26 protein-coding genes are annotated in these 25,387 nt (G+C 65.1%); 11 read left to right on the plus strand and 15 right to left on the minus strand.

Translation table 11 applies throughout. The features are described 5' to 3' along the window. Positions 1 to 70: 70 nt before the first annotated feature. The gene (locus HH800_RS23395) at positions 71 to 1,306 is read right to left on the minus strand and encodes a TCR/Tet family MFS transporter (RefSeq protein ID WP_169862732.1); all 1,236 of its coding nucleotides are present in this window, start codon (positions 1,304 to 1,306) and stop codon (positions 71 to 73) included. Positions 1,307 to 1,450: 144 nt separating this feature from the next. Here HH800_RS23395 and HH800_RS23400 point away from each other — a divergent pair, with 144 nt between their 5' ends. Together HH800_RS23400 and HH800_RS23405 are read left to right on the plus strand one after the other, a co-directional pair. Then, positions 1,451 to 1,624 carry a hypothetical protein gene (locus HH800_RS23400; protein ID WP_169862734.1) on the plus strand — a complete coding sequence of 58 codons (174 nt, stop codon included), beginning with the start codon at positions 1,451 to 1,453 and terminating at the stop codon, positions 1,622 to 1,624. A gap of 239 nt (positions 1,625 to 1,863) precedes the next feature. Continuing rightward, complete coding sequence (locus HH800_RS23405; protein WP_169862735.1) at positions 1,864 to 2,775, plus strand: dienelactone hydrolase family protein; 912 nt, start codon at positions 1,864 to 1,866, stop codon at positions 2,773 to 2,775. Between the two features lie 24 nt (positions 2,776 to 2,799). Here HH800_RS23405 and HH800_RS23410 read toward each other — a convergent pair whose 3' ends face one another. Together HH800_RS23410 and HH800_RS23415 are read right to left on the minus strand one after the other, a co-directional pair. After that, complete coding sequence (locus tag HH800_RS23410; protein WP_004209859.1) at positions 2,800 to 3,333, minus strand: peroxiredoxin; 534 nt, start codon at positions 3,331 to 3,333, stop codon at positions 2,800 to 2,802. A 21-nt stretch (positions 3,334 to 3,354) separates the two neighbouring features. Further along, positions 3,355 to 3,747 carry a VOC family protein gene (locus tag HH800_RS23415; protein ID WP_037507261.1) on the minus strand — a complete coding sequence of 131 codons (393 nt, stop codon included), beginning with the start codon at positions 3,745 to 3,747 and terminating at the stop codon, positions 3,355 to 3,357. Positions 3,748 to 3,848: 101 nt separating this feature from the next. Here HH800_RS23415 and HH800_RS23420 point away from each other — a divergent pair, with 101 nt between their 5' ends. From HH800_RS23420 to HH800_RS23435, 4 genes are all read left to right on the plus strand, one after another. Next, positions 3,849 to 4,355 (plus strand): hypothetical protein, encoded by a 507-nt coding sequence (locus tag HH800_RS23420; protein ID WP_235681949.1) that lies wholly within the window; start codon positions 3,849 to 3,851, stop codon positions 4,353 to 4,355. 40 nt (positions 4,356 to 4,395) lie between these two features. Next, positions 4,396 to 5,469 (plus strand): DNA replication/repair protein RecF, encoded by a 1,074-nt coding sequence (gene recF, locus HH800_RS23425; RefSeq protein ID WP_169862739.1) that lies wholly within the window; start codon positions 4,396 to 4,398, stop codon positions 5,467 to 5,469. Between the two features lie 107 nt (positions 5,470 to 5,576). Next, a complete protein-coding gene (locus tag HH800_RS23430; RefSeq protein ID WP_169862740.1) occupies positions 5,577 to 6,110 on the plus strand; it encodes a CHAP domain-containing protein in 534 nt (177 codons plus the stop codon). An 80-nt stretch (positions 6,111 to 6,190) separates the two neighbouring features. Then, a complete protein-coding gene (locus HH800_RS23435; protein ID WP_169862742.1) occupies positions 6,191 to 6,946 on the plus strand; it encodes a CHAP domain-containing protein in 756 nt (251 codons plus the stop codon). Between the two features lie 38 nt (positions 6,947 to 6,984). Here the strand turns inward: HH800_RS23435 and HH800_RS23440 are convergent, their stop codons facing one another. The 7 genes from HH800_RS23440 to HH800_RS23470 form a co-directional block, all read right to left on the minus strand. Continuing rightward, a complete protein-coding gene (locus HH800_RS23440; protein WP_017499161.1) occupies positions 6,985 to 7,263 on the minus strand; it encodes a DUF3297 family protein in 279 nt (92 codons plus the stop codon). A gap of 56 nt (positions 7,264 to 7,319) precedes the next feature. Continuing rightward, on the minus strand, positions 7,320 to 8,150 hold the full coding sequence (locus HH800_RS23445) for a S1 family peptidase (RefSeq protein WP_169862744.1): 831 nt from the start codon (positions 8,148 to 8,150) through the stop codon (positions 7,320 to 7,322). 4 nt (positions 8,151 to 8,154) lie between these two features. Then, a complete protein-coding gene (locus HH800_RS23450) occupies positions 8,155 to 8,577 on the minus strand; it encodes a DUF350 domain-containing protein (protein ID WP_004209870.1) in 423 nt (140 codons plus the stop codon). Positions 8,578 to 8,650: 73 nt separating this feature from the next. After that, positions 8,651 to 8,959: a hypothetical protein gene (locus HH800_RS23455; protein ID WP_004209871.1), complete on the minus strand. Its 309-nt coding sequence runs from the start codon at positions 8,957 to 8,959 to the stop codon at positions 8,651 to 8,653. Between the two features lie 163 nt (positions 8,960 to 9,122). Continuing rightward, entirely contained in the window at positions 9,123 to 10,364 is a 1,242-nt protein-coding gene (locus HH800_RS23460) for an SAM-dependent methyltransferase (protein ID WP_004209872.1), read from the minus strand. Positions 10,365 to 10,396: 32 nt separating this feature from the next. Beyond that, positions 10,397 to 11,143, minus strand: coding sequence for a molybdopterin-binding protein (locus tag HH800_RS23465; RefSeq protein ID WP_169862746.1), 747 nt, complete (start codon positions 11,141 to 11,143; stop codon positions 10,397 to 10,399). Continuing rightward, complete coding sequence (locus tag HH800_RS23470) at positions 11,140 to 11,829, minus strand: cytochrome b/b6 domain-containing protein (protein WP_235681950.1); 690 nt, start codon at positions 11,827 to 11,829, stop codon at positions 11,140 to 11,142. The genes HH800_RS23465 and HH800_RS23470 overlap by 4 nt, the downstream gene beginning before the upstream one ends. 290 nt (positions 11,830 to 12,119) lie before the next feature. Between HH800_RS23470 and HH800_RS23475 the strand changes: the two genes are divergently transcribed. Together HH800_RS23475 and HH800_RS23480 are read left to right on the plus strand one after the other, a co-directional pair. Continuing rightward, positions 12,120 to 12,680, plus strand: a complete 561-nt coding sequence (locus tag HH800_RS23475; protein WP_169862750.1) for an outer membrane protein — start codon at positions 12,120 to 12,122, stop codon at positions 12,678 to 12,680. Between the two features lie 326 nt (positions 12,681 to 13,006). Then, the gene (locus tag HH800_RS23480) at positions 13,007 to 13,516 is read left to right on the plus strand and encodes an outer membrane protein (RefSeq protein ID WP_004209879.1); all 510 of its coding nucleotides are present in this window, start codon (positions 13,007 to 13,009) and stop codon (positions 13,514 to 13,516) included. A 52-nt stretch (positions 13,517 to 13,568) separates the two neighbouring features. On the opposite strand, the gene HH800_RS23485 is transcribed toward HH800_RS23480, so the two are convergent. The 4 genes from HH800_RS23485 to HH800_RS23500 form a co-directional block, all read right to left on the minus strand. After that, a complete protein-coding gene (locus HH800_RS23485; protein WP_069337445.1) occupies positions 13,569 to 13,991 on the minus strand; it encodes a hypothetical protein in 423 nt (140 codons plus the stop codon). An 83-nt stretch (positions 13,992 to 14,074) separates the two neighbouring features. After that, positions 14,075 to 15,313, minus strand: a complete 1,239-nt coding sequence (gene rlmN / locus HH800_RS23490) for a 23S rRNA (adenine(2503)-C(2))-methyltransferase RlmN (protein WP_169862752.1) — start codon at positions 15,311 to 15,313, stop codon at positions 14,075 to 14,077. 3 nt (positions 15,314 to 15,316) lie between these two features. Next, a complete protein-coding gene (locus HH800_RS23495) occupies positions 15,317 to 16,033 on the minus strand; it encodes an NYN domain-containing protein (RefSeq protein WP_169862753.1) in 717 nt (238 codons plus the stop codon). A gap of 129 nt (positions 16,034 to 16,162) precedes the next feature. Beyond that, a complete protein-coding gene (locus tag HH800_RS23500) occupies positions 16,163 to 16,666 on the minus strand; it encodes a hypothetical protein (RefSeq protein ID WP_169863412.1) in 504 nt (167 codons plus the stop codon). A gap of 171 nt (positions 16,667 to 16,837) precedes the next feature. On the opposite strand from HH800_RS23500, the gene dnaN reads away from it, so the two are divergent. Then, positions 16,838 to 17,950: a DNA polymerase III subunit beta gene (gene dnaN, locus HH800_RS23505; protein ID WP_004209883.1), complete on the plus strand. Its 1,113-nt coding sequence runs from the start codon at positions 16,838 to 16,840 to the stop codon at positions 17,948 to 17,950. A gap of 90 nt (positions 17,951 to 18,040) precedes the next feature. Continuing rightward, positions 18,041 to 20,638 carry an EAL domain-containing protein gene (locus HH800_RS23510; protein WP_169862755.1) on the plus strand — a complete coding sequence of 866 codons (2,598 nt, stop codon included), beginning with the start codon at positions 18,041 to 18,043 and terminating at the stop codon, positions 20,636 to 20,638. A 43-nt stretch (positions 20,639 to 20,681) separates the two neighbouring features. On the opposite strand, the gene HH800_RS23515 is transcribed toward HH800_RS23510, so the two are convergent. Further along, positions 20,682 to 23,555, minus strand: a complete 2,874-nt coding sequence (locus HH800_RS23515) for a TonB-dependent receptor (protein WP_169862757.1) — start codon at positions 23,553 to 23,555, stop codon at positions 20,682 to 20,684. A 224-nt stretch (positions 23,556 to 23,779) separates the two neighbouring features. On the opposite strand from HH800_RS23515, the gene HH800_RS23520 reads away from it, so the two are divergent. After that, complete coding sequence (locus HH800_RS23520; protein WP_169862759.1) at positions 23,780 to 25,384, plus strand: M20/M25/M40 family metallo-hydrolase; 1,605 nt, start codon at positions 23,780 to 23,782, stop codon at positions 25,382 to 25,384. Positions 25,385 to 25,387 lie beyond the last annotated feature (3 nt).

Genomic DNA, 25,387 nt, shown 5'->3' on the forward strand with positions numbered 1-25,387 from the left:
GATGCTCTGATTTCCTTTTGTTTGCCGCATTCTGCGAGTCGTCGGCTGTTCTAGCCGACTTCAGAATGCTCTAGGCCGGCGCAGGACCATCCTGTTTGCGTCCCGCTGCGCGGCCGAGCAAGGCGGCGCCGGCCAGCACCAGCGCCGCGATCAGGAAGGCGCTGCCGATGAAGGGCAGGATCGGGCGGGTGCCGACCGAGGCGGAATAGACCGCACCGAAGAAGAGCGGGGAGACGATGCCGGCGATCGCGCCGACACTGTTGTTGGCGCCCTGCAACTGGCCCTGTTCGCTTTCGGAGACGCGCTGCGTCATCAGCGACTGGATGGTCGGCATGGCGAGGCCCCAGAGCGCGTTGGGGAACATGGCGGCGACGAACAGCCAGCCTGTCGGCGCCAGGCCCATGGCGGCGATGCCGACCGCGCCGAAGCCAAGGCCCACGACCATCGTCGTGCGATCGCCCAGTCGCTTCACCACCGGGCCGACCAGCAGGCCCTGCACCGCCATGTCGAGCAGGCCGACCATCGCCAGTAGGGTGCCGACCTGCCAGGCGCCCCAGCCATAGCGGTCGCCGGCATAGAGGACGAACACGGCCGAGAAGAGATGATGAGCGAAATAGAGGAGGAAATTGACGATCGCGAGGCTCGACAATTCGGGGTGCGAGCGCAGCAATTGCAGCGCGCCGAAAGGATTGGCGCGGCGCCAGCTGAACGCCATGCGCTTTTCCGGGGCGAGCGATTCCGGCAGAACGACGAGGCCATAGAGGAAGGCGAGGCCGGATAGGCCCGCCGCAGCCCAGAAGGGGGCGCGGTGCGAGATCTCGCCCAGCACCCCGCCCAGCAGCGGCCCGGCGACGAAGCCCGCGCTGAACGCCGCGCCGATCAGGCCATAGCCGCGCGCCCGGCCCTCTGGCGGGGTGATGTCGGCCATATAGGCGAAGGTGGAGGTGAAGCTGGACGAGGTGATGCCGGCAAGGATCCGGCCCAGCGCCAGCCACCAGAGATTGGGCGCCAGCGCCATCAGCACATAGTCGAGCGCCAGCCCCGCGACCGAGATCAGGATCACCGGCCGGCGCCCGAAGCGATCGGACAGCGAACCGATCACCGGCGAGCAGAGAAACTGCATTGCCGCCCAAAGCGCGACGAACAGGCCGTTCCACAAGCCCGCGCTGGTGCTGGAGCCGGACAATGTCTCGATCAGCTGCGGCAGCACCGGAATGACGATGCCCATCGACATGACGTCGAGCAGCGCCGTCACCAGGATGAAGGCGATGGCGGCGGTGCGGCGCGGATGGGCGGGGGCGGTCATGGCGCAGGCGCTATCCTGCCGGGATGGCGATGCCAAGCGCGATGGCGCGATGTTCAGGCATGGGGCGCCGTTTCAGCATGTCTGACGCCCCAAAAAAAAAAGGGCCGCCCCGGCGGGACGGCCCCAGCTCATGCTATGGGATGCATGAAGGGATCAGCGCTGCTCGCGATCCTGATTGTCGCGGCGTTCCTGCTGGCCGCCGCCCTGCTGGCGACGCTGTTCATCCTGTTGGTTCTGCTGGTCGGGCTTGCCGGGCTGATCGCCCTGCTGACCGGGATTCTGGTTCTGGTTCTGGTTTGCCATCTCACACTCTCCTAACGGGCATCGTAACCCGCCTGCGCTCAACTTGGGCCGGCGCAGCGATGTTCCGAAAAATCATGCTGATCGAAATCAAGTCCGCCACAAGCTGCGGACAAGCTGCCATATTTCCTGTGTCTCGCCCAAAATTGGATCGATCGGAACGCCGATGGCGGCGATGGCGTCATGGGATTGTCCTGTCGGCTTGCGCGACCGTGGGCTTGGGCTAGTCTGCGCCCGTCCATAGCAGGAGAGCGCCGATGACCACCGATCGCGATGATGTGCCGTCCCCCGTCGAGCGGCTGGCGGAGGATCGCAACTGGATCGCCTCGACCGGGCTTAGCCGGCGTCACATTCTGGCCGGGGGCGCCTTCGCCGCCGGTTTTGCCGCCGCCTGCCAGCCGGTCGCGGCCAGCACCATCCAGACCCCGGCCGATGGGCTGGTGGAGGAAGCCGTCTTGATCCCGACCAGCGACGGTTTCGCCATGCCTGGCTTCGTCGCCCGGCCGGCGGACAAGAAGAAGGCGCCGGTGATCGTCGTCGTGCATGAGATTTTCGGCGTCCATGAATGGGTGCGCGACATGTGCCGGCGCTTCGCCAAAGCGGGCTATCATGCCGTCGCGCCGGATCTGTTCGCCCGCCATGGCGATGCGACCAAGGTCAGCGACTTCAAGCAGCTTGTCGCCGAAATCGTCAGCAAGGCACCGGACGCGCAGGTCCTGTCCGACATCGATGCCACCTATGCCTTTGCCGGCGCCCATGGCGGCGATGCGGCGCGACGCGGCATTACCGGCTTCTGCTGGGGTGGCCGGGTGGTCTGGCTCTATGCCGCGCACAGCGCCGCGCTCGACGCCGGCATCGCCTTCTATGGCCGGCTCGTGACCCAGAAGAACGACCTCCAGACCCTGTCGGCGATCGAGGAGGTGGGGCAGCTCAAGGCGCCGGTGCTCGGCCAATATGGCGAGCTGGACAAGGGCATACCGCAGGCCGATGTCGAAGCGATGCGCGCCGCGCTCAAGACGGCAGGCAAGTCGCCACCCGATGCGATCACCGTCCATGCCGGCGCCGACCATGGTTTCATGGCCGATTATCGGCCCAGCTATAATGAAGCAGCGGCGAAGGCCGCCTGGAATGAAACGATCGGCTGGTTCGACAAATATGTGAAGGGGTGACCGGCACCCCTTCGCCGTTGCGCCTTATTTCTGCTTCATCGCCTCGACCGCAGCCAGCGTGCTCTTCACATGGCCGGCATAGCTCATCTCGCTATGGACGAAGGCGATGCGGCCGCTCGGCGCAATCACATAGGAGGTCCGGTCGGTCATGCCCGGCCGCATCTTGAGCGCGACATCATAGCCCGACACGATGTTCGGCCCGGCCGAGGCGACCGCGAACTTGCCGGCGCATTCCTTGGTGGAGAAGGCGACCAGATCGTCGACCGGATCGGCCGACATGCCGATCACGGTGGCGCCGGCCGCCTTGAACTTGTCGATATTCTCGGCGAACTCGCGCGCCTCGGCCGAACAGCCCGGCGTGAAGGCCTTGGGGAAGAAATAGAGGACCACCGGCCCGCGCTTCAACTGGTGCGACAGGGTGACGGTGAAGGTCTTGCCGGCCAGCGCGCCGCGCGTGGTGAATTCCGGCGCCTTGGCGCCCACCGCCAGTGCTGCCATGCTGCCCTGCGTGCCCAGGGCTGCGGCCGCCAGGGCCAGGATGATCTTCGCGCTCTTCATAATCTAGCTCCCATGGGTCGGTCAGGCGGCGGGGGTGGGCGGTTCCCACAATTCGATGGCATTGCCCTCGGGATCATGGATGCGGGCAAAGCGCCCGACATCGGGATGATCCCATTCGGGCTTGGTGATGGCCTCAACGTCCGCCGCGCGCAAGTCCGCCAGCAGCCCGTCGAGATCGGACACGCGCAGATTGATCATGAAGCTCTTGTCGGCGGCGAAATAGTCGCTGTCCTGCTTGAACGGCGAAAAGACCATCGGTCCGCCCAGCGTCTGCCAGACATATTCGTTGACCGCCGGAATGTCGGGATCGGCGCTGCATCCGCCGCCGACGCCCAGATGGGTGCGATACCAGGCGGACAGCGCAGCCGGATCGCGTGCGCGAAAGAAAAGTCCGCCCATTCCCAGGACCGGCATGGCATCCCTCCTCGATTGTCTCTGTGGTGATAGCATGGCCGCGATGGCCGGTCACGCGAGGGTTGGGGGAACCCGATGCGGCCCTGCCGGGTTGGCATCGCATGCGTAACCATTCCCTCCTCGCCCTTCCGCTGCTGCTGCTCGCCGGTTGCGGCAGCAAGGAACAGAATCAGTCCGGCATGGTCACCAACATCCTGGACCAGGCCTTGCCCAGCACGCGCGATGTCCCGCCCGGCGCCAATGCCATTACCCCGGTAGAGCCTGCGCCCGACCTGCCGGTGGCCAAGGGGGAGGCGCTCCACGCCAATGCGATCCCCATCGCGCTGCAGGGGCGCTGGACCGGCACCAAGGAACGCTGCGGCGACAGGGCGGCGGCCCAAGCGCTGGAACTGACCGCGGCCAGCCTGATCTTCCACGAGAGCGTCGGCACGGTGCAGCGTGTCACGCGCGAGGCGGAGGGGCGGCTGGCGGTCGTTGCCAATTTCACGGGGGAGGGCGAAAGCTGGACCCGGACCCTGATGCTGCGTCCCTCGACCGATGGACAGCAGCTTACCATCACCAATGACGGCACGGCGATCGTGCGCAAGCGCTGCACCCCGGCGGCCTGAACCGCTTCCCCCGGCGCGCAGTCCTCGCTACAGCGGCGCGATGATCGGCCGCCTCACCCTGAGTGATTTCCGCAACCATGCGGACGCGCTGATCGTGCCCGACCAGCCATTCGTGCTGCTGACCGGCGACAATGGCGCGGGCAAGACCAACATATTGGAAGCGGTATCGATGCTGGCGCCCGGCCGGGGGTTGCGCGGCGCGGCACTGCGGGCGATGGCGCGGCAGGACGGCGGCGGCAGCTTTGGCATCGCGGCGGAGGTGGATGGCGTGGTGCTGGGCACTGGCGTCAGCGCGGATGCGCCCGACCGGCGGCAGGTGCGGATCGGCGGTGTCGCCTCGTCCGCCAATGCGCTGGCCGATCATCTCTCGATCGTCTGGCTGACGCCGGCGATGGACCGGCTGTTCCTCGACAGCCCCGGCGGTCGCCGGCGTTTCCTCGATCGTCTCACCCTGGCGCTCCATCCCGGCCATGCCGCGCACAGCGCCCGCTATGAGGCGGCGATGCGCGCGCGCAACCGGCTGCTGACCGATCTGCGCCGGGCGGACCCGGCCTGGATCGGCGCGCTGGAGGCGCAGATGGACGAGCATGGCACGGCGCTCGCCGCCGCCCGCGCCGACCTGGTCGCGCGCCTCAACCGGCAACTGGTCGATCAGCCCGACGAGCCCTTCGCCCGGCCCCTCATCCGAATCGCGCAGGAGGACGGCGCCAGCGACGAACTGCTCGGCCAGCGGCTTGCCCGTGAGCGGCGACGCGATGCCGCGGCCGGCCGCACCCTGTCGGGGCCGCATCGCCACGATCTGGATGTCATCCACATCGCCAAGAATCAGGCGGCGGCGCTCTGTTCGACCGGCGAGCAGAAGGCGCTGCTGCTTTCGATCCTGCTGGCGCATGCGGCTCTGGTGTCGGCCGATCGCGGCCAGCCGCCGGTGCTTCTGCTCGACGAAGTGGCGGCGCATCTCGACCCGTCGCGACGAGCTGCACTGTTCGATCGATTGCGGGAAACCGGCGGCCAGGTCTGGATGACTGGCACGGAAGATAGTCTTTTCAACGAGTTGAACGGTGCAACCCGGCTCCATGTAACGGCCGGGCATGTTTTTCGTTCCGCAGCATGACGCATCGCAGCAACGACTCATCGCTCGGCGGTTTTCAAGACGAACGGCGTCTGCCCTAAGGAGGTCATCGGGGATTATACCTACCTACAAGTCGGGGGTCGCAAGGAATGATCGGTGGTTTTCGCGTGCTGTTCGCAGCCGCCATGCTTGCGCTCGGTGCCTTCTCTGCCGTTCCCGCCACCGCCGGTGTCCTGCAATGCGCGCCCTTCGCCCGCGAAGTTTCTGGCATCGAGATTTTCGGCAATGCCAACACCTGGTGGAACCAGGCCGCCGGTCGCTACGACCGTGGTCATGAGCCCCGCGTCGGTGCCGTCCTTTCCTTCGCGTCCAGCCGTTCGATGCCGGTCGGCCATGTCGCCATGGTCAGCAAGATCGTCAATGATCGCGAAGTGCTGCTGACCCACGCCAACTGGTCCTATCGTGGCGGTGTCGAGCGCAATGTCCGCGCCATCGACGTGTCGCCCAACAATGACTGGACCGACGTGCGCGTATGGTATGGCCCGATCGGCGACGTTGGCCTGCGTTCGAACCCGACCAACGGCTTCATCTATGCCGACAAGCCGGAAATCGATCAGCCGGTCCAGATCGCCCTGGCCGATCGCGCCACCGCCGGCACCGACAGCGCCAAGGGTGCTTTCTGAGCCGTTAACCCAATCCTTACGGATGGGGCTCTAGGGTCGATCGCGGTGGGGCGATACTCGACGCTTAGAGGTCGCATTAAATGTTTCGATATGTCCGCTGGATGGCTTTGCTGTCCGGCCTGACGGCGGCGCCCGTGCTGGGCGCCTCGGCGCTGCAGTGCGTTCCTTATGCGCGCATCGTGTCGGGCGTGGAAATCTATGGTGATGCGCTGACCTGGTGGGACCAGGCACAGGATCATTACAAGCGCGGCAGCATCCCCAAAAAGGGTGCAGTGCTGGCCTTCCGGCCCGTCGGGCCGATGACCCTGGGCCATGTCGCCGTGGTCAGCCGGATATTGGATGATCGCCGCGTGCTGATCCGCCACGCCAACTGGTCGTCGCCCGGCGCGATCGAGGAGGATGTGCTGGCGATCGACGTGTCGGACGCCGGCGACTGGAGCCAGGTGCGCGTCTGGCACAGCCCGACCGGCCAGATGGGCGCCCGCATCAACCCGACCTTCGGCTTCATCTATCCGGCCAAGGCGAAACTGCATCCCTTCACGCCCGATCCGGCGCTGGGCAGCAGCCTTCGCTATGCCAGCGTCGCGGCCGAGACAGGCGATGGTGAGGACGGTGCGGAGGTTGCGCCGCTGCCCAGGGCGGCGACACGGATGGCGTCGGTCCAGACGCATGCTATGGTGGCGGCGGTTTCGCCCAAGCCTGCTGCGCCCCGGCGCAAGGCGGCGCCCCGTATCGAGGCGGACCCGTTCATCATCGAATATGCGGACAACAGCCCGTCGGATCGCTCGCTGGGCGACGTCATCGCCGACGTGAAGCGCGAATCCCTGATGAACTGACCGGCCCCCGCGATCGAGCGGGGACCGGCCTTATCTGCTTATTCGGCGTCGGCGGCCTTGTCGCTCTCGGCGCCTTCGGCCGGGTTTTCGAACCAGGCCTCGACTTCACCCGACAGCTTGATGGTCAGCGGGTTGCCGTGACGGTCGCGGGTCTTGCCGGCGGCAACGCGAATCCAGCCCTCGGAAATCGAATATTCTTCCACATCCTTGCGCTCGCGGCCCTTGAAACGGATGCCGATGCCGCGCTGCAGCACCTCCATGTCGAAATGGGGGCTGCGCGGGTTGGTGGACAGATGGTCGGGGGGCGTGTCGCTCATGATCTCAATTTCCCTGAAAATGCTGCGCAGCGCCTACTCTTTCCTGCCCGCAGGCGTCAACCGCCGCGCCCGTCATCGACATCGCAGAAGATGCGGCGGATGACGCCATCGTCCAGCCAGTTGGCGAAACGTTCCTGCGCGTCGGTCAGCCCGGCAAAGGGATAGGGCACCGGCTGGTCGCCAACGGCACGGCTGGCGGCGGTCAGGCGCATCATCGCGTCGGGCGCGACGGTCAGGATGCGGCCGCGCCGGTCGGTCGATGCGCTGTTGATGCCGACCACTCGGCCATCGGTGGAGAAGACCGGCCCGCCGCTGATCCCCGACAGGGTGCCGTCGCCCTCGGGCAGGCGGCCACGCTCGGCCCAGACCAGCACCGGCTGGTCGATGCCGCTGCTGCCGCGCCGGGCTTCGGCCCGGCCGATCAGTTCGGACAGGACCAATGTCGGTTCGCCGGCGGGAAAGCCCATATGATAGCCGGTGGAGCCGGGCGAGGGCGCACCGCTGCGCAGCGGCAGGGCGGCGGGGCTGCGGGGGCCGCGTGGGATGATCGCGGCATCCGATTCCCGGCTTTCGATGACGCGCGGCACTTCCAGCGCGCGGCCGCGCTGTTCCAGCCCGACGCGCGAACAGCCATGGGTGACATGTTCGGCGGTCATCCACACGCCGCTGCGATCGACGGCAAAGGCCGTGCCCATGGCGTCGGCCGGGCCGCCGGGCCGATCCTCGATAATATATTGTTCCTCGCCCCCGCGCGGCAGCGGGCGGCGGGGCGAGCGGGGATCATATTGTTCGACCTGCAAGGACGTGGCCTGCATCTCGCCCAGCCAGGCGAGCAGCAGGATCAGGCCCAGCAGCCAGGGCAGGCAGCCACAGCCCCCACGCCCCATCGCGTCAGCCCGCCACGGCCGCAGCCGTCAGGCAGGCGACAGCGGCCTTCATCATCGCCAGGAAGATCGCGGCGGAACGCTCATTCGCCTCGATCCGGCCCGACAGCGATCCCAGCAACAGGTCTACCAGGCGAAAGGCAATGAGTTGCAGCACCAGCGTGACGCTGCCCCAGATGACGACATCCCAGACATTGACCGATCCGGCGAGGCAGAAGGCCAGCGGCACGGCGAGGCCGACGGAGGCGCCGCCCAGCGAAATGGCGGCCGCCTCATTGCCGGCGCGGATCAGCTTGAACTCGTCGTGCGGGGTTATCCACATATAGACCGCCATGGCGGCCGCCCAGACCAAGGTGGCGCAGGCGAGGTGGAGCAGCAGGATCGGCAGGCCCGACAACAGGCTCTGGATGACGGGTGTAGGATCGCTCATGGGCACAGAAATGCCGCAACCCGCCCTCGGGTTCAATCGGGGCGGGCCGCGATATGGATTTGGTCAGGCGGGATCAGCGACAGATGCGGACCCGGACCCGACGGTCGCGATAGGCATTATAACGCCATTCGTCCCAGCAGCGCTGGCGATAGGCGGAGCGATGATAGCCGCGTCGTCCGTCATAGTAGCGGCGGTCGCCGCGCCAGCGACGGCGGTCGTCCCAGCGGCGATTGTCCCAATGGCGCCGGCCATCCCAGCGGCCATCGCGATCGCCGCGCCAGCCGTCGCTGCGATAATGCTGCGCCTGGGCAGGCGCGCTGGTGGCGGCGATGCCGGCCATGGCCAGGCCCAGCATTGCGGCGCTTTTCCACAGGAATTTCATCTTGCTTCTCCTCTGTCCGGCCCGGCTGCCGGGGCAGCGCGGGGACGTGGGGAGGAGAATGGGGGCCGGTCACTGAACCGTCCGGGAACGGGGCTGACAGGCTTTGTTCAGCCCGCCCGGACGGTCGCAATTCTGCCTCGCATCATCGGTGCGCGGCGGTGTTTCAGCGTCCGCGCAGCGCCGTCTCTGCCTCGATCATATAGTCGCGAGTGATCGGCAAGGCGCGGCGATCGCGCACATATTGGACCTGGAAATTGACCATCGACCCATGTTCGAACACGGTCGCCGCGCCCGCCAGATAGAAGGTCCACAGACGGAAGAAGCGCTCGTCATAGAGGGCGACGATATCCGCCTTGTGCGCCATGGTCCGCTTGTACCAGTCGCGGATGGTGAGGCCATAATGGATGCGCAGCACCTCCACGTCGGTGATCATCAGCCGCGTGCCTTCGCTGCCCGCCACCATTTCCGACAAAGCGGGGATATAGCCGCCGGGGAAGATATATTTGGTGGTGAAGGTGTCGGTGATGCCGGGGCCATCGACCCGGCCGATGGTGTGGATCAGCATCACGCCGTCGGGCGTCAGCAGGTCGCGGCATTTGTTGTAGAAGACGCGATAGTCGGCGGTGCCGACATGTTCGAACATGCCGACCGACACGATCCGGTCGAACGGCCCTTCGATGTCGCGATAGTCGATCAGTTCGAACCGGACATGGTCGGCGACTCCGGCATCGATCGCCCGCTGGCGCGCGACCTTCAACTGCTCTTCCGACAGGGTGATGCCGGTCACGTCGACACCGAAATGCTTGTGCAGGTACAGCGCCATGCCGCCCCAGCCGCAGCCAATGTCCAGCACCTTCATGCCCGGCTTCAGGTAGAGCTTGGCGGCGATATGCGCCTTCTTGTCTTCCTGCGCCTGTTCCAGGCTGATCCCCGCCTCATTCTCCGCATCGGGGAAATAGGCGCAGCTATATTGCCGGTCGCGGTCGAGGAAGAGGGCGTAGAGCGCGCCCGACAGGTCATAATGATGGGCGACATTGGCCTTGGACCGGCTGCGATGATTGGCCTTCCACAGCTTGCGGCGCACCGTCTTCAGCGCGCGCTGCACCGGCCCCTTGGCGTCGATCGACTTGCCATTTTCCCAGGCGTTGTTCTGGCGGATCATGGACACGAACTCCATGATGCCGCCGCCCTCGATCGCCACCCGGCCATCGATATAGGCCTCGGCCATGCCCAGGCGCGGATCCTTGACGATGTCGAGGGGGACGCGCTTGTCGAGGAAGCGCAGCGCCAGCGGGGGCAGGTCGGGATCGGGCGAACCGACGGTAACGCTACGGCCGTCGGCATAGAAAACGGTCAACTGACCCTTGGTGACAAGACGTCTCAGAACGCGGTCGAAAATCTTCATGGAGCAGGCTGGTCCTTCTCGTTACGCGGCCGTCAAATGCCTGCATACCAATCATAATTGGCGCGGTCTTCCCAAAAACCGCCCTTGCCCCGACCGATGGACAATAGGCTCTCGACCGCCTCGATCCGCATCAGATATTTGGCCTGCTTATAGCCCAGTTGTCGCTCCACCCGCAGCCGCAACGGCGCGCCATTGGCGACGCTCAGCGGCCGGTCGTTGAGCGCGAAGGCCAGGATGGTCTGGGGATGGAAGGCATCGATCAGGTCGATGCTCTCATAATAAGCGGTGCCGCCGCCCATGTCGTCGGCGCAGTGGAACACGATATAGCGGGCGCGATCGCGCAGCCCCGCACCGTCGAGCAGCAGCTTCAACGGCACGCCGCGCCACTTGCCGATCGCGCTCCACCCCTCGACACAGTCATGGCGGGTGATCTGCTCGCGATGGGGCAGGGCGTGCAATTGTGACAGCGAAAGCGACAGGGGCCGGGCGACGAGTCCGTCGATGCGCAGCCGCCAGTCGGCAAAGCCGCTGCGCCACAGCGCCTTGTAGGCCGGGGTGTTGGGATTGGCGGTGCCGTTCGCGCGGAAGAAGGGCGAAATCTGATCGGGCCGGAATTCCTGTGTCAGTGCGTCGCGCGCCATGATCTTGCGCTGCGCCCATGAATGGAAATTGTCGGCGGAAAAGAGGATGTCGCGGGCCAGCGGCTGGCGCGCGATCCGGTCGCATCCCGCCAGCGTCGCGGTTGCGCCCAGCAGCAGGGTGCGGCGGGTGAGGATCATGGCCGGTCCTTAGGGAGGCGATAGCGGCCGGTGATCATCGATCCTATCTCGTTCACCGGGCCGGCCAGCAGCACCATCAGCATATGGACCAGGAAGAAGGCGACCAGCGCGAAGGCGGTCAGGAAATGGATCGACCGGGCCGACTGGCGTCCGCCGAACAGGTCGACCAGCCAGGGCCAGGCGGCGTTCATGCCGGGCGACATGGTAAGGCCGGTCAGGATCAGCAGCGGCAGGGCGATGAAGATGACCGCGATATAGCTCGCCTTCTGCAGCACATTGTAGCGCAGCGCCGCGGCGCCGGTGGGGAAGCGCAGCCGGGCATGGTCCCTTATGTCCTGCCAGACATGGCGCGGCGCCAGTTCGCCCCGGCGAAAGGCCAGGTCGCGGGCGATATGGCCGTCGGCCAGGCTCCAGAGCATGTAGAAAAGCAGCGCGACGGCGAAGATCGGCGCGGCGGTCAGGTGCCAGTGGCGCGACAGCGCCAGATTATAGAGGGCGGGCAGGGTGATCCAGCCGGGGAACCGGTCCAACTCCAGCCAGGCATGGTCGAAATTGGCGCCATATTGCCCCCAATAAAGGCGGGGGTGGGCGTTGAAGATGCCAAGGCCGGAGGTGAAGAGGATATAGAGCAGCAGCGCGTTCAGCCAGTGCCACAGCCGGGTGGTCAGGCGGTGGCGGCGGACCATGTCCCCTGGGGCGTAAGGCGGCTCCATGGCCATGACCCTATTGTCTTTCGTCGAAATATCCAGCCGCATCGCGGTCGTTCGCATGTCTAGGCCTGTCGTTGGTCGAATGGCCATGGTGCGCGCCGTGCGATTGCGATCAACGGCTGGTCCTGCAAGGGACTGATGAAGTCGACTTCAAAGAATTTTCGTACAGAAATTTGAATTGATAAAATTCCTCCACGAAACGGGAGTATAAACAAGGTCGCCTGTCACGATTTTCGGCGCTTCGACGCAGATATTGGATAGGTAATATGAAGAGTATCACGTTTTTCATTGCTTCGGCTGTTCTATGTTTTGTTTCGGCGCCTGCCTTTGCGCAGGATTATGCCCCTTTCATGGGTGCTCATGCCGAAATCATCACCGGCTATGATGTGGTCGATGCCAAGGGCGTCAAATCGGCCGACGGCCTGCTCTATGGCCTCAATGCCGGCTATGACTTTGCCCTGGGCGGCCTGATTCTCGGCATCGAAGGTGAAATTTCCGATTCCACCACTCGCCTGCATGTCGCCGGCGGCAAGAGCGAAACCGATCGCGACCTGTATGTCGGCGGGCGGATCGGCGTGCCGCTTGGCAGCAAGGCGCTCGCCTATGTGAAGGCAGGCTACAGCAATGCGCGGATGGAATATGAAGCCAGTGACGGCGAAGGCGGCCTGATCCGTGGCGGCGACAATGGCGACGGGCTGCGGCTGGGCGCGGGTCTGGAATATCGGATCGCCGAAAAGCTCTTCCTCAAGGGCGAATATCGCTATTCCGATTATGAGGCAGGCGTGTCGCGCCACCAGTTGGTGACGGGCATCGGCCTGCGCTTCTGATCGCCCGGAAACCGGGGCTTTCGCGAAGGGGGCGGCTGTCGGGCCGTCCCCTTTTTGCGGTCGGTCGTGCTGCAGGCGCGTTGTCACACTTTTGCAACACAAGCCCTGAAATTGATTGAAATAAAGGCCTTGCCCCTTTGCAAGTGAGTTTGGCGATCCTAGATGGCCACTGCGCTCTCATGATGCAGAGGGGGCAGTTCCTCTCCGAAGTGTCGGAGAAGAATAAGCAGGAGGAAGTGTGACTCTATTTCATATTTTCCTAGCATCAAACCTGAACGCTAGATGAACAATTAAGTCGTAGCGTCATAATAAATATCGAGGACTTTATGAAGACTGTGATTTTCGCAGCGATTGCTGCTGCCGCCGCTGTTTCGGCCCCCGCTTTCGCTCAGGATGCTGCGCCGTTCACCGGTCCGCGCGCTGGCGTCACCATGGGCTTTGACAAGGCGCAGGGCGAAGACGGTTTCAGCTACGGCGTGACCGCCGGCTACGACCTCGCCGTTGCCAACCGCGTGACCTTCGGTCCGGAAGTGTCGTTCGGTGACTCGACCGTCGACGGCCAGGGCTTCGACGCCAGCCGCGACCTCGCCGCTTCGGTCCGTCTCGGCTATGTCGTGACCCCGCAGATCCTGGCGTTCGGCAAGGTCGGCTACGCTTCGAGCCGCATCGAAGCCGCTGGCGCCCACACCTCGCTGGAAGGCGTGCGTTACGGCGGTGGTCTGGAATATTCGGTGACCCCGAACACCTACATCTCGGCCGAATATCAGCGCACCGAGTATGAAGACAATTTCGGTGGCCGTGACGCTGGCGTCGTCGGCATCGGCTTCCGTTTCTGATCCCTCTCGATCGGAATATGGGGAAGGGCGGTCCGTTCGGGCCGCCCTTTTTTTATGTCGGCAGCGGCGTCCGATCGGGCGCGACCCAGGCCCGGCGCGCGGCCGGGCTCATCAGCGTCTCGCGCGTCCAGTAGGCGAAGGGCCAGTCCTTGTCGCCCAGCGGCGACGCCATCAGCGCCGCATAGGCTGCGGCCGGCGTCACATCGGCGGGCAGGCCGGCCAGCAACTGCCGGGCCATGTGCAGCGAGGCCTGGGTGATGGTCTCATGATAGCCGCTCGTGTCGCTGTTCACCCCGCCGACGCTTTCATTGTAGCGGCGGATCATGCCGGGCATGTCAATTTCGGCGTCAACATCGGGCCGGCGCAGGATCAGCCACAGCGCGGTGGCGAAATGGGCGCCATGGGTCCAGCGCGCCTTGGGCAGGGTGCAATCGCAAAAGCCGGTGCCCAGTGCTTCGATCTCGTCATCGGTCATCCTCATTCCCCCAAAAGAAAAGCCCCGCCGGTATGGGCGGGGCTTGTCGTCGCGCGGCATGCGCGCAGCCAGTCGTCCCCGGATTATCCGAGTGCGGCTTGCTTCTCTTCGGCCAGGCGCTTGAGTTCCGCCTTGCTCTTCTTCTCGCTCGCCGACTTGAGCTGGCCACAGGCGGCCATGATGTCGCGACCGCGCGGCGTGCGCACCGGCGCGGAAATGCCGCCTTCGAACACGATCGTGCTGAACGCGCGGATTCGTTCGGGACTCGAACATTCATAGTCGGTGCCCGGCCAGGGGTTGAACGGGATCAGGTTGACCTTGGCCGGCAGCTTGTACTTGCGGATCAGGCGGACCAGCTCATGCGCGTCGGCATCGCTGTCATTCTTGTCCTTGATCATCACATATTCGAACGTGATGCGCCGGGCATTGTTCGCCTTGGGATAATCGGCACAGGCCTGGAGCAGTTCCTCGATGCCATATTTGCGGTTGAGCGGCACCAACTCGTCGCGCACTTCCTTGGTCACGGCATGGAGCGAGACCGCCAGGTTGACGCCAATCTCTTCCGCCGCGCGCGCCATCATCGGCACGACGCCGCTGGTCGACAGGGTGATGCGCCGCTTCGACAGGGCCAGGCCATCGCCGTCCATCACCAGCTTGAGCGCGTCGCGGACATGGTCGAAATTATAGAGCGGCTCGCCCATGCCCATCATCACGATGTTGGTGAGCATGCGGCCGTCCGCCGTATATTGCGAATCCTCGTCCGTCTCGTCGTCATTGGCGCTGGCCATGCTGCCCTTGGGCCATTCGCCCAGCGCGTCGCGTGCCAGCATGACCTGGCCGACAATCTCGCCCGGCGTCAGGTTGCGCACCAGTCGCATCGTGCCGGTGTGGCAGAAGCTGCAATTGAGCGTGCAGCCGACCTGGCTCGACACGCACAAGGTGCCGCGGTCCGCATCGGGGATGAAGACCATCTCATAATCCTGGCCATCGTCCGAACGGAGCAGCCATTTGCGGGTGCCGTCGTTCGACACCTGCGCCTCCACCACCTGCGGCCGGCCGACGATGAAGCGTTCCGCCATCCACAGCCGCATCGGCTTGGCCAAGTCGGTCATCTTCTCGAAATCGGTTTCGCCGCGATGATAGAGCCAATGGAACAGCTGCTTGGACCGCAGCTTGGCTGCCTTCTGGTCGAGGCCGGCTTCTTCCAGCGCGCCCTTCATCTGGGCGCGGGTCAGGCCCAGCATGTCGACGCGTCCGTCCTCACGGGGCGTCACCGCGCGGGGCACGGGCACAGGGTCGATAAGGCCGGGAATTTGCATCATCACTTAGTTCGCCATTACTGCCTTGTCGAAGATGGTGCTTCTCACCCCATCGACATGTTCGATAAGATCATGGGCAGCAAAGCCACCCATCGTGTCCAATACCACATCGATGCCTTCTCGACGGGCCAATTTGGTCGCGGGCACGAAGTCGGCATCTGCCGCGACCAATATAATCTGGTTGACCTGCCGCTTGAAGGCCATTGCGGCAACGTCCAAGCCTAGTCGCATGTCCACGCCCTTTTGCGTGACATCCAGTTCAAAATCGGCATCGGTCGGGGAAAATTGCCCCGGATCGCGTAGCCAGGATTTCATCGCGTCGGCCTTTGGCCGCCACAAAAAGCTCTCGTTCAATCGGCCAAGCCTTAAAGCCACCTTGCGCATCGTCTGCAATTCGCGATGCACGCCTAACCGGAATAGTGCTTGCTCTGTCTTGGAAAGGTCAATCGACCTCTTGCTGACGGGCGAATGCAGTCTTTTGATCAGGGGCGGACAGTCGTAAAAGAAGATGCGATAGAGTTCGACTGTTTCTTCAGGCCGGAAATTCTGTGTGTCGATTGCCGCCAAGGTTGGCTTCGGGCCCAAGCGAATGGCAATATGCCAGGCAGACAAATAGATTAACCCGTAAGCGATAGCTTTCGGATTGCCGGCATCCAGATTAGGAAATGCATGTCGGAAGCGATGGAGGAAATATGCCCCATCCACGACAATTGCCGTTGCCATTCATCGGACCTGTAAAAAATTGTCCCCGGGAGCGGCCTTGAGTTAATATCTGCTCTTGCGAGCGCCTCAAGACGGCCTGCCGGGGACGTGATACAGTGTCATATACCTCATTTCGCCAAAAAATCAAGATCAGCGGAGTTTCGCGCACCCCAGCGCTGCTGCGTCGATCGCCGTTGCCGCGCCGCGCAGCGCATAGCTGTCGGCAAAGGCGCCACCCTTGGCCGATGTCGATTGCACGCTCATGCTGCTGGCGGAGCGCATCGCGGCGATGATCGCTGCATCGTCCTGCGGATTGGCGGCCCAGGCATCGGCCTGGCCCGCGACCAGCGCGAAACGGCGGTCGCCGACGCTGAGCGAGACCCGCGCATTGGCAGCACGCGGGCGGCTGAGGCGGAAATGGACCTGGCCGCGGACATGCTGGCGCGGCCAGGTGCCGACGGCGGCAAAGCCCTTGGGCGCATCGCCCGCGCGGCGCGGCGCCGGCATGGCGATGGCGTAGCAGCGCGGGCCGTTCTGACCGGCGCCGGGATCGCGAAACGCCCCCCAGCTTTCGAAAATGCCGAGCGAATCGCGCGCCATGGCCGGACTGGCAAGGATGACGAGCGGGATCAGCAAGGCGGGCAGGCGGCGCATGGTCCGGGCAAAGCGCATGCCATCGCCATTTGCAAGCCCGGCTTCGTTTCGAAAGCGCGTCGAGGTGCTTGCCGCCGCCGACATAGCGGTTATGAAGGACCATCCATCATTGCCGCCGGGATTCGACCGAATCCTCGCCATCGACGCAAAAAGAACGGACAGAACAGGGACATGAAGGCCACCATCGAACGCGCAACGCTCCTCAAGAGCCTCAGCCACGTCCAGTCGGTGGTCGAGCGGCGCAACACGATTCCGATCCTGTCCAACGTGCTGATCGAGGCATCGGCGGATGGCGCGATCAAGCTGATGGCGACCGATCTCGACCTGCAGGTCGTGGAAAGCGTGTCGGCCCAGGTCGAACAGGCCGGCGCCACCACCATTTCCGCCCACACGCTGTTCGACATCGCCCGCAAGCTGCCCGAAGGCAGCCAGGTGTCGCTGCAGGCGGCCGACGGCAAGATGCTGATCCAGGCCGGCCGCGCCCGCTTCAACCTGTCGACCCTGCCGCGTGACGACTTCCCGGTGATTGCCGAGGGCGACCTGCCGACCAGCTTCGAACTGCCGGCCGAAACGCTCAAGCAGATCATCGACAAGACGCGCTTCGCCATCTCGACCGAAGAGACGCGCTATTATCTGAACGGCATCTATTTCCACGTCTCGGACGAAGGCTCGCCGGTGCTCAAGGCCGCCGCGACCGACGGCCACCGTCTGGCCCGCGTCACCGTGCCGCGTCCCGACGGCGCCGATGGCATGCCGGGCATCATCATCCCCCGCAAGTGCATCGCCGAACTGCGCAAGCTGCTCGACGAGGTCGAGGGTTCGGTTCAGGTCAGCCTGTCGGCCAGCAAGATCCGCTTTGGCCTGGGCAGCGCAATCCTGACCAGCAAGCTGATCGACGGCACCTTCCCCGATTATAGCCGCGTCATTCCGACCGCGAACGACAAGCTGCTCAAGATCGACCCGCGCAGCTTCGAGGAAGGCGTGGACCGCGTTGCGACCATCGCCACCGAAAAGACTCGCGCGGTCAAGATGAGCCTCGACAAGGACAAGATCACCCTGTCGGTCACCAGCCCGGAAAATGGCACGGCGGCCGAAGAAGTGCCCGGCGCGTTCCAGGGCGAAGGCTTCGATATCGGCTTCAACGCCCGTTATCTGCTCGACATCCTTGGCCAGATCGACACCGACATCGTCGAACTGCACCTAGCCGATGCGGCCGCACCGACGCTGATCCGCGAAAATGATCGCAGCCCGGCGCTTTACGTTCTGATGCCGATGCGCGTCTGACCGGTCTTGCCGGGAGATCGCTGAATATCAGGGAATCTCCCGGACCCGGCGGGTAATCGCTTCTCAAGCTTTGTCGGTTAGACGATCGGCATGGCTATTGTCCGCAAAACAGATACTGATGCGCCCGCCAGGACCGCGAGCCTGCTGGTTTCGCTGGGTCTGGCCGAAAGCGGCACGGAAGTCGCCGCCAACTGGCTGTCGCGCAGCTTCACTCATGTCGCCGCCCTGTGGCCACTGATGCTGCTGGCCAAGCTGTGCGTTGCGGCGCTGCTCGGCATGCTTTCCTTCACCCGGCCGGAACATGGCGCCCTGCTGTGCGGCGTGGTGCTGATCGACGGCCTGCTGATGCTGGTGCCGCGCTGGGCGCTGTTCCGCAATCTGCGACCCCATGTCCAGAACTGGCTGATGCTGCCCGCGCTCTTCTGCTCGGGCTTAAGTTTCAGCCTGTGGCTGGCGCATGGCAATGGCGTGGCGATGCCGTCCGCCGTGCCGGAAATGGCGATCGCGCTGCTGGCGGTCTGCATCGTCGGCGATCGGCGCCTGCTGGGGCTCAGCTATTTCATGGGGGCGCTGCTGGTGGCCGGCATCGCCCATGCGGGCATGGTGCATCTGGGGCTGCTGGCCAGTTGCCTGGCGGTGATGGCGATCGCCACCCTGCGGCAGGCGGCGGCGGATCGTGAACGGGCGATCGAACAGCATCGGCAGGATCTCAAGGCGCAGCGTTCCGATCGGCTGCTGGAGGAATATGAACAGTCCGGCCGCGGCTGGTTCTGGGAAACCGATCGTCACGGCCACATCACCTATATCTCCGCCACCCTGGCCGAACCGCTGGGCGTGGAAGCGGGCAGCCTGATCGGCCGGTCGCTGACCGACATCATTCAGCAGGGTGACCGGCAACAGGGCGATGGCGAGCGAACGCTGGGCTTCCACCTCTCGGCCCGCACCGGCTTTGCCGACATCGCCGTGCGGGCCGCGATCGCGCGCGAGGAACGCTGGTGGTCGATCTCGGGCGAACCGGTGTTCAACGAATATGGCCAGTTCCACGGCTTCCGCGGATCGGGCACCGACCTGACCGAAATGCGGCGCAGCCAGGCGGAAGTGACGCGCCTGGCCCAATATGATTCGCTGACCGGCCTCGCCAACCGCGTGCAGATGTTGCAGGCGCTGGAGCAGGCAGTGCTCGGCTCGCGGGGCAAGCAGGGCGAATGCGCGCTGATGATGCTCGACCTCGACCGGTTCAAGAGTGTCAACGACACGCTCGGCCATCCGGCCGGCGACGCGCTGCTACGTCAGGTCAGCCAGCGCCTCCAGCGCGTGGTCGGCAATCAGGGGCTGGTCGGGCGCCAGGGCGGCGACGAGTTCAAGGTGCTGGTGCATGGCCGCCATGACCGCAACCGGCTCGGCCTGCTGGCGCAGGCGATCATCAGCGCCCTGTCGCAACCCTATTCGATCGAGGGCACGGGCGTGGTGATCGGCGTGTCGATCGGCATTTCCTTCTGCCCCGAAGACGGCGTCACCGCCGATGCCCTGATCCGCAATGCCGACCTCGCCCTCTACAAGGCGAAGGGCGATGGGCGCGGCGTATATCGCTTCTATTCGGCCGACATGCATGCCGATGCGGAGGATCGCCGCCAGCTCGAACAGGATCTGCGCCATGCGCTGACGGCGGACGGCCTGCACCTCGTCTATCAGCCGATCGTCAGTTCGACGACCGAGCGCATCACCGGCTATGAGGCGCTGCTGCGCTGGGATCATCCGGTGCGGGGCGCCATCTCGCCGGCCTTGTTCGTCCCCATTGCGGAGGATAGCGGCCTGATCGCGCCGATCGGCGAATGGGTGATGCGCACCGCCTGCCGCGACGCCGCCCAGTGGGACGCCGGCATCCGCGTTGCGGTCAATGTCTCGGCGATGCAGTTCGCCAATCCCGGTTTCCCGACCACCGTGATGCAGGCCCTGGCGAGCGCGCAGCTGGCGCCCGAACGGCTGGAGCTGGAAATCACCGAAAGCGTGTTCCTGAACGACAATGACGGCACCGACGCCATGTTCACCCGGCTCAAGGGGCTGGGCGTGCGGCTGGCGCTGGACGATTTCGGCACCGGCTATTCGTCGCTCGGCTATCTGAAGAAGGCGCCGTTCGACAAGATCAAGATCGACCAGAGCTTCGTGCGCGGTGCCGCGATCCGGGGCAGCCGCAACAGCGCGATCATCAAGGCGATCGTCAGCCTGGCCGAGGCGCTGGGCATGGATACGACCGCGGAAGGGGCCGAGACTCGCGACGAGTTGGACCTGATCCGGCAACTGGGGTGCAGCCATATCCAGGGCTATATCTATGGCCGGCCGATGCCCGCCGCGCAGGTGCTGGAAGGCCAGCGCGCCAATGGCGTCTCCGCCCGGTCCGAAGGCTTCCAGTCGAGCCGGCCGGAGCGCAAGGCGATGCTGCGCACGGTCGCCGTCCATCATGACGGCCATGTCTATAATGGCCGCATCCGCAACATCTCCGCCACCGGCGCGATGATCGAGGGGCTGTGGAATGTGCCGGAAGGCACGCAGTTCGCGATCGACCTGTCGGAGGGGCAGAGCGTCGACGCGACCACCCGCTGGTCGCGCGAGGACCGCATGGGGGTGGAATTTGCCGCCCCGATCGACCTTGCCCTGCTCCGCCCGCAGGCGCGCGCACTGGCCGGATAGCGACACAGGCGACCGGCCGGACATCGCCCGGCCGGTCGCCCTTTCAGAAGAACAGCTTGCGGAAGCTGACCGACACGGTCCGGCCGAGCGGGTCGAGATAGCCCGGCTGATAGCGGACCGGCGTGGCCCCGGTCGCGTCGGTCACGTCGCGGCGGGTGTTGAAGATATTGTCGATGCCGATCGACACGCGCGCGCCGCGCAGGAAGGGATGGGCCTTCACCAGGCTGGGCATCTGGCCGAAATTGGCGAACAGCCGCAGATTGGCGGTCGCCAGGCTGGCAAAGTCCAGCCGCGAACTGCCGCCCAAGGCGCCATCGACATGGGTGCCGCTTTCCCAGTCGACGCCCAGCCGGCCGCCAATGCCATTGTTCACATAGCCGACCCGCGCCTTCAACTCGTGGCGCGGTTGCCCGCCCGACGAGCCGACCGCATCACCGTCGAGCAGGTTGAGTTCGGGCACGCCCGGCGCGATCAGGATGCTCTCGGTCAGGTGCCAGGTATGATAGAGGCTGAAGGTCAGCCGCCCGCCGGCCTGGCCTGCGCCGGGGCCACGGAAACCGCCCGGCCCACCAAAGCCGCCGCCCGGACCACCGGGGCCACTCGGCCCGCGCGGACCATCGCCACCGCCCTGCGCATTATCACCACCCTGGCCGCCATTCTGGCCACCGGGGCCATCATTGCCGCGCTGGTTGTTGTCGCCGTCGCCGCGGGGCGCGCTGTCATTGCCCTCGCCGCGCGGCGGACCGCCCTCGCGATTGCCCTCCGCGCCGTCGCGCGGGCCGCGATTGCCGAAGGCGGCGCGCATGTCCTGCAATTCCTTGGGCCGATCCTCGGGCTTGGCGCCGGCCGCGCGCCACGCCTCGATCACCTTCTGGATGTGCGACTTCAATGAGATGGACAGGTCGAAGCCCCAGCGCAGTTGCTCGCTCTGCGAACGCAGATAGTTGATCGGCCGCCCGTCGATACTCAGCAACTGGCCATCCTCGTCGCGCATGAAACGCTGCGGGAAGGCATTCTCGATCGCCGGCGTCGGCGTCGGGAAGGCGGAAATGGGGTTGCTGGTCCGGCTGTTGAGATAGGTCGCCGTCAGCGTCAGGTTCGGTTTCTCGAACGGCTTGATCCGGGCGTTGATGCGGAACTGGTCGCGCGTGCTGGATCGCAGGTCCGGGTTGCCGCCAGAAAATTGCGTGACGAACACGGTCTGGCCGGTGGCATAGTCGAACACCGACACGTTGGGCGTCGAAATCACCGGATCGTTGATCTGCGTGCCGGTCGGCGCCGACTTGTCCTGATTGGCCGACACCAGCAACTGCACCGCCGGCACCGGCCGCCAGCGCAGGCCATAGCCCAGCGTCGACAGCGTGCCGAAATCCGACAGATGCTGCGCCCCGGCGTTCATGTTGACGCCGACATCGCCGATCGCGCCCAGGAACCCCTTGGACCGGCTGGTCAGCGGTATGTCGAAACTGACCTGTCCGCTCGCAATCTCGCGATTATAGTCGAGGCCGCGTTCCACGCCTGACCGCACCGAATGGCTTTCAAAGCCATTGGCCGATCCACCGACCCGCACCGACGTCATGACATTGCCGGCCGGCAGGGTCAGCAGTGATCCGCTGACCAGCAGGTCGCCGCCGATCGCGCGCGATTGCGACCGGGCGCGGTCGGTCAGGCGCGATTGCAGCAGGTCGGCGGTGAAGGCGCCATAGGGATTGACGCTGGCCGATCCGGCATCGAGCGCGGCCTGGATGCCGCCCGTGTCGACGCCGCGATCGGTGCGGGTGCGGGTGTCGGAAATGTCGCCATTGCCGGTGAAGGACCATTGCCAGGTGCCGCCTAGCCGGCCGTTCAGCGTGACGCCGATGTGCCCGGTGGTGCCGCGGATCTTCTGCCCCAGCGCGCCGGCCTGCTCCAGATAGCGATAGAGGCGGACATCGTCGCCAAAGGCGGAGAAGGGATTGCCGCCGGGCAGGGTGAGGGCTGCGGCCGACAGGCCCTGCAGCGAATCATTGTCGGACAGTTCCAGCCGGCCGTTGATCGTCGCCGATACGCCGCCCAGCGCGCGCGCCAGCGTCGCGTTGGCGGAAAAATTCTCGGTCGCGGGGCTGAGCGTGCGATATTTGCTGAGATTGCTGACGCTGGTCTGGTTCGCGCCGGCAACGAAATCATTGAGGGCGGGGGCGCCATTGGCGGCGCTGCCGGGCACGCTGGCGATCGTGACGGTCTGGCCGGCGGCCGCCGACAGGGCCGGGTCGATCTCTGCTCCGCGGTCGATCGCGGTGATATTGCCGGCCAGCGAATAGGGCATGCTGGGCGCTGCGGCATTGATGCCACGCTCGCTCTCCAGCAGATTGTCGGCCCGGCTATATTTGACGTTCAGCGTCAGCCGATTGTCGCCCCGGATGCGCAGCACGCCGACTTCGCCCTGGCCATTTTCGCGTCCGCCATCGGTGGTCGTGCCACCGCGCAGGTCGACCGTGGTCGCGCGGAAACGCTGACGCAGGACGATGTTCACCACCTTCTGCGTCGGCGCATAGCCATAGGACAGGGCCACTTCCTCTGGCAGGATGTCGACCCGCGACACCGCTTCGGATGGCAGGTCGGAAATTTCCGAAAAGCTGGAAATGCGCTTGCCGTTCAGCAGGATGACCGGCGTGCCATTGGTCTGTGGCGACAATTCGGTGATGATTTCGGAAATCGACGTGACGCCCAGCGCCCGGACATCGGCGGGCGACAATTGCTGTTCGGGCTTGATGTCGCCGGGCACCGCGCCGCGCTGGACCGCGCCGGTCACGACAATCTCGTCGCCCTCGTCCATCTGGGCCGGCGGCCCCTTCTGCTCGGCCTCCTGCGCCATCAGCGCGCCGGGCGCCGCGCCCAGCATCAGTGAAAACAGCAGCAGCGACGTCGTCTGGCGCACGGAAATTTACCCCTAATCTGGACCCTGACAGGATCTCGTTTAGGCCGCACTTGTCGCAAAAATCTGGCAAGGCAAAGACAGTTTTGTCGCAAAGTGTAACGGCGCGTCACATGGTGCAACAAATGCGTGTTCGGGGCGTGATCGGCCTCACTTGCGATCCCGCGTCAGTCGGGCATAGACGGGCTTTCGCGGCCGCGCCTGACGGCCGGACGAAGGGGGATTATATGCGCCATTCCATCATCCTGCTGCCCTTGCTGTGTCTGGCCGCACCGGTCGCCGCGCAGCAGCCCGACGATCTCAACCGCGTCATCGACGAAGGGCTGAACCACAGCCAGGTGATGCAGATCGCCCAGCATCTGACCGACGATATTGGCGGGCGCATGACCAATTCGCCGCAGATGCGGCAGGCCGAGGCCTGGACCGCCGACCAGTTTCGCCAATGGGGCCTGTCCAATGTCCGCAAGCAGGGCTTCCGCTTCGGTCGCGGCTGGTGGATTGCCAGCTCCTCGGTGAAGATGATCAGCCCACGCCCGATCCAGCTCACCGCCATCCCCATCGCCTGGACGCCGCCGACCAATGGCGTGCTGAGCGCACCGATCATCGTTGCGCCGATGAAGAAGGAGCGCGATTTCGACGCCTGGCGCGGCAAGCTCGCCGGCAAGATCGTGCTGGTGTCGCTGCCCGGCACGGGCGACGAGCCGAACGAGGCCGCCTTCCAGCGGCTCAAGGGCGAGGATATCGAGAAGCTCGACAAGTTCGAGCAGCCCAAGAATGATCCCGCGTCGCTGGAGCGGCTGATGAAGCGCCTCAGCTTCACCCGCAAGCTGGAGGCCTTCCTGAAGGCCGAGGGGGCGGTCGGCTGGGCGCGTCAATCCTATCGCGACGGCAAGCTGCTCCATGGCGAGGGCTATGATTTCGGCGTCAGCGACACGCCCGCGCTGCCCGGCGTCGAGATCGCGGCGGAGGATTATCGCCGTCTCGCCCGCCTCGCCAAGACCGGCCCGGCGCCGGTGCTGGAAATCAACAGCGACGTCCGTTTCGACGACAGCGACGTCAACGCCTACAACATCCTGGCCGATATTCCCGGCAGCGATCCCAAAGCCGGCTATGTCATGGCCGGCGCGCATCTCGACAGCTGGGTCGCGGGCGACGGCGCGGCGGACAATGGCGCGGGCAGCGCCATGATCATGGAGGCTGCGCGCATCCTGAAATCACTCGGGATCAAGCCCAAGCGCACGATCCGCTTCGCCCTCTGGTCGGGCGAGGAACAGGGGCTGTTCGGCTCCATGGCCTATGTCGACGAATATCTCGCCACCCGAGCACCGGGGCCGAAGGAGGAACAGGGGCGGGAGGAAATGTATTTCCGCTACAAGACCCGTTTCCCGATCACGCCCAAGCCCGGCTATGCGGACCTGAAAGCCTATTTCAACATCGACAATGGCTCGGGCAAGCTGCGCGGCCTCTATGCCGAACGCAATGTCGCCGCCGTCTCGCTGCTGCGCGAATGGCTCAGCCCCTTTGCCAGCATGGGCGCCGGCAATGTCGTGTCGCAGCCGACCGGCGGCACCGACCATGAATATATGCAGGCGATCGGCGTGCCGGGCTATCAGTTCATCCAGGATCCGCTCGACTATGAAAGCCGTGTCCACCACAGTGGCATCGACACCTTCGATCATCTGAAGGCAGAGGATATGCGCCAGGGTGCCGTCGTCCTCGCCGGCATGCTGCTGCAGGCCGCGAACAGCGACAAGACCCTGCCGCGCATGCCGCTGCCGACCCAGCCGGCGGTCAGCGATCCGTTCAAATATGAGGATCCGGCGCTGGACTGAACG

Origin of the sequence: Sphingobium yanoikuyae (assembly GCF_013001025.1) — a bacterium.
GTDB lineage: Bacteria > Pseudomonadota > Alphaproteobacteria > Sphingomonadales > Sphingomonadaceae > Sphingobium > Sphingobium yanoikuyae_A.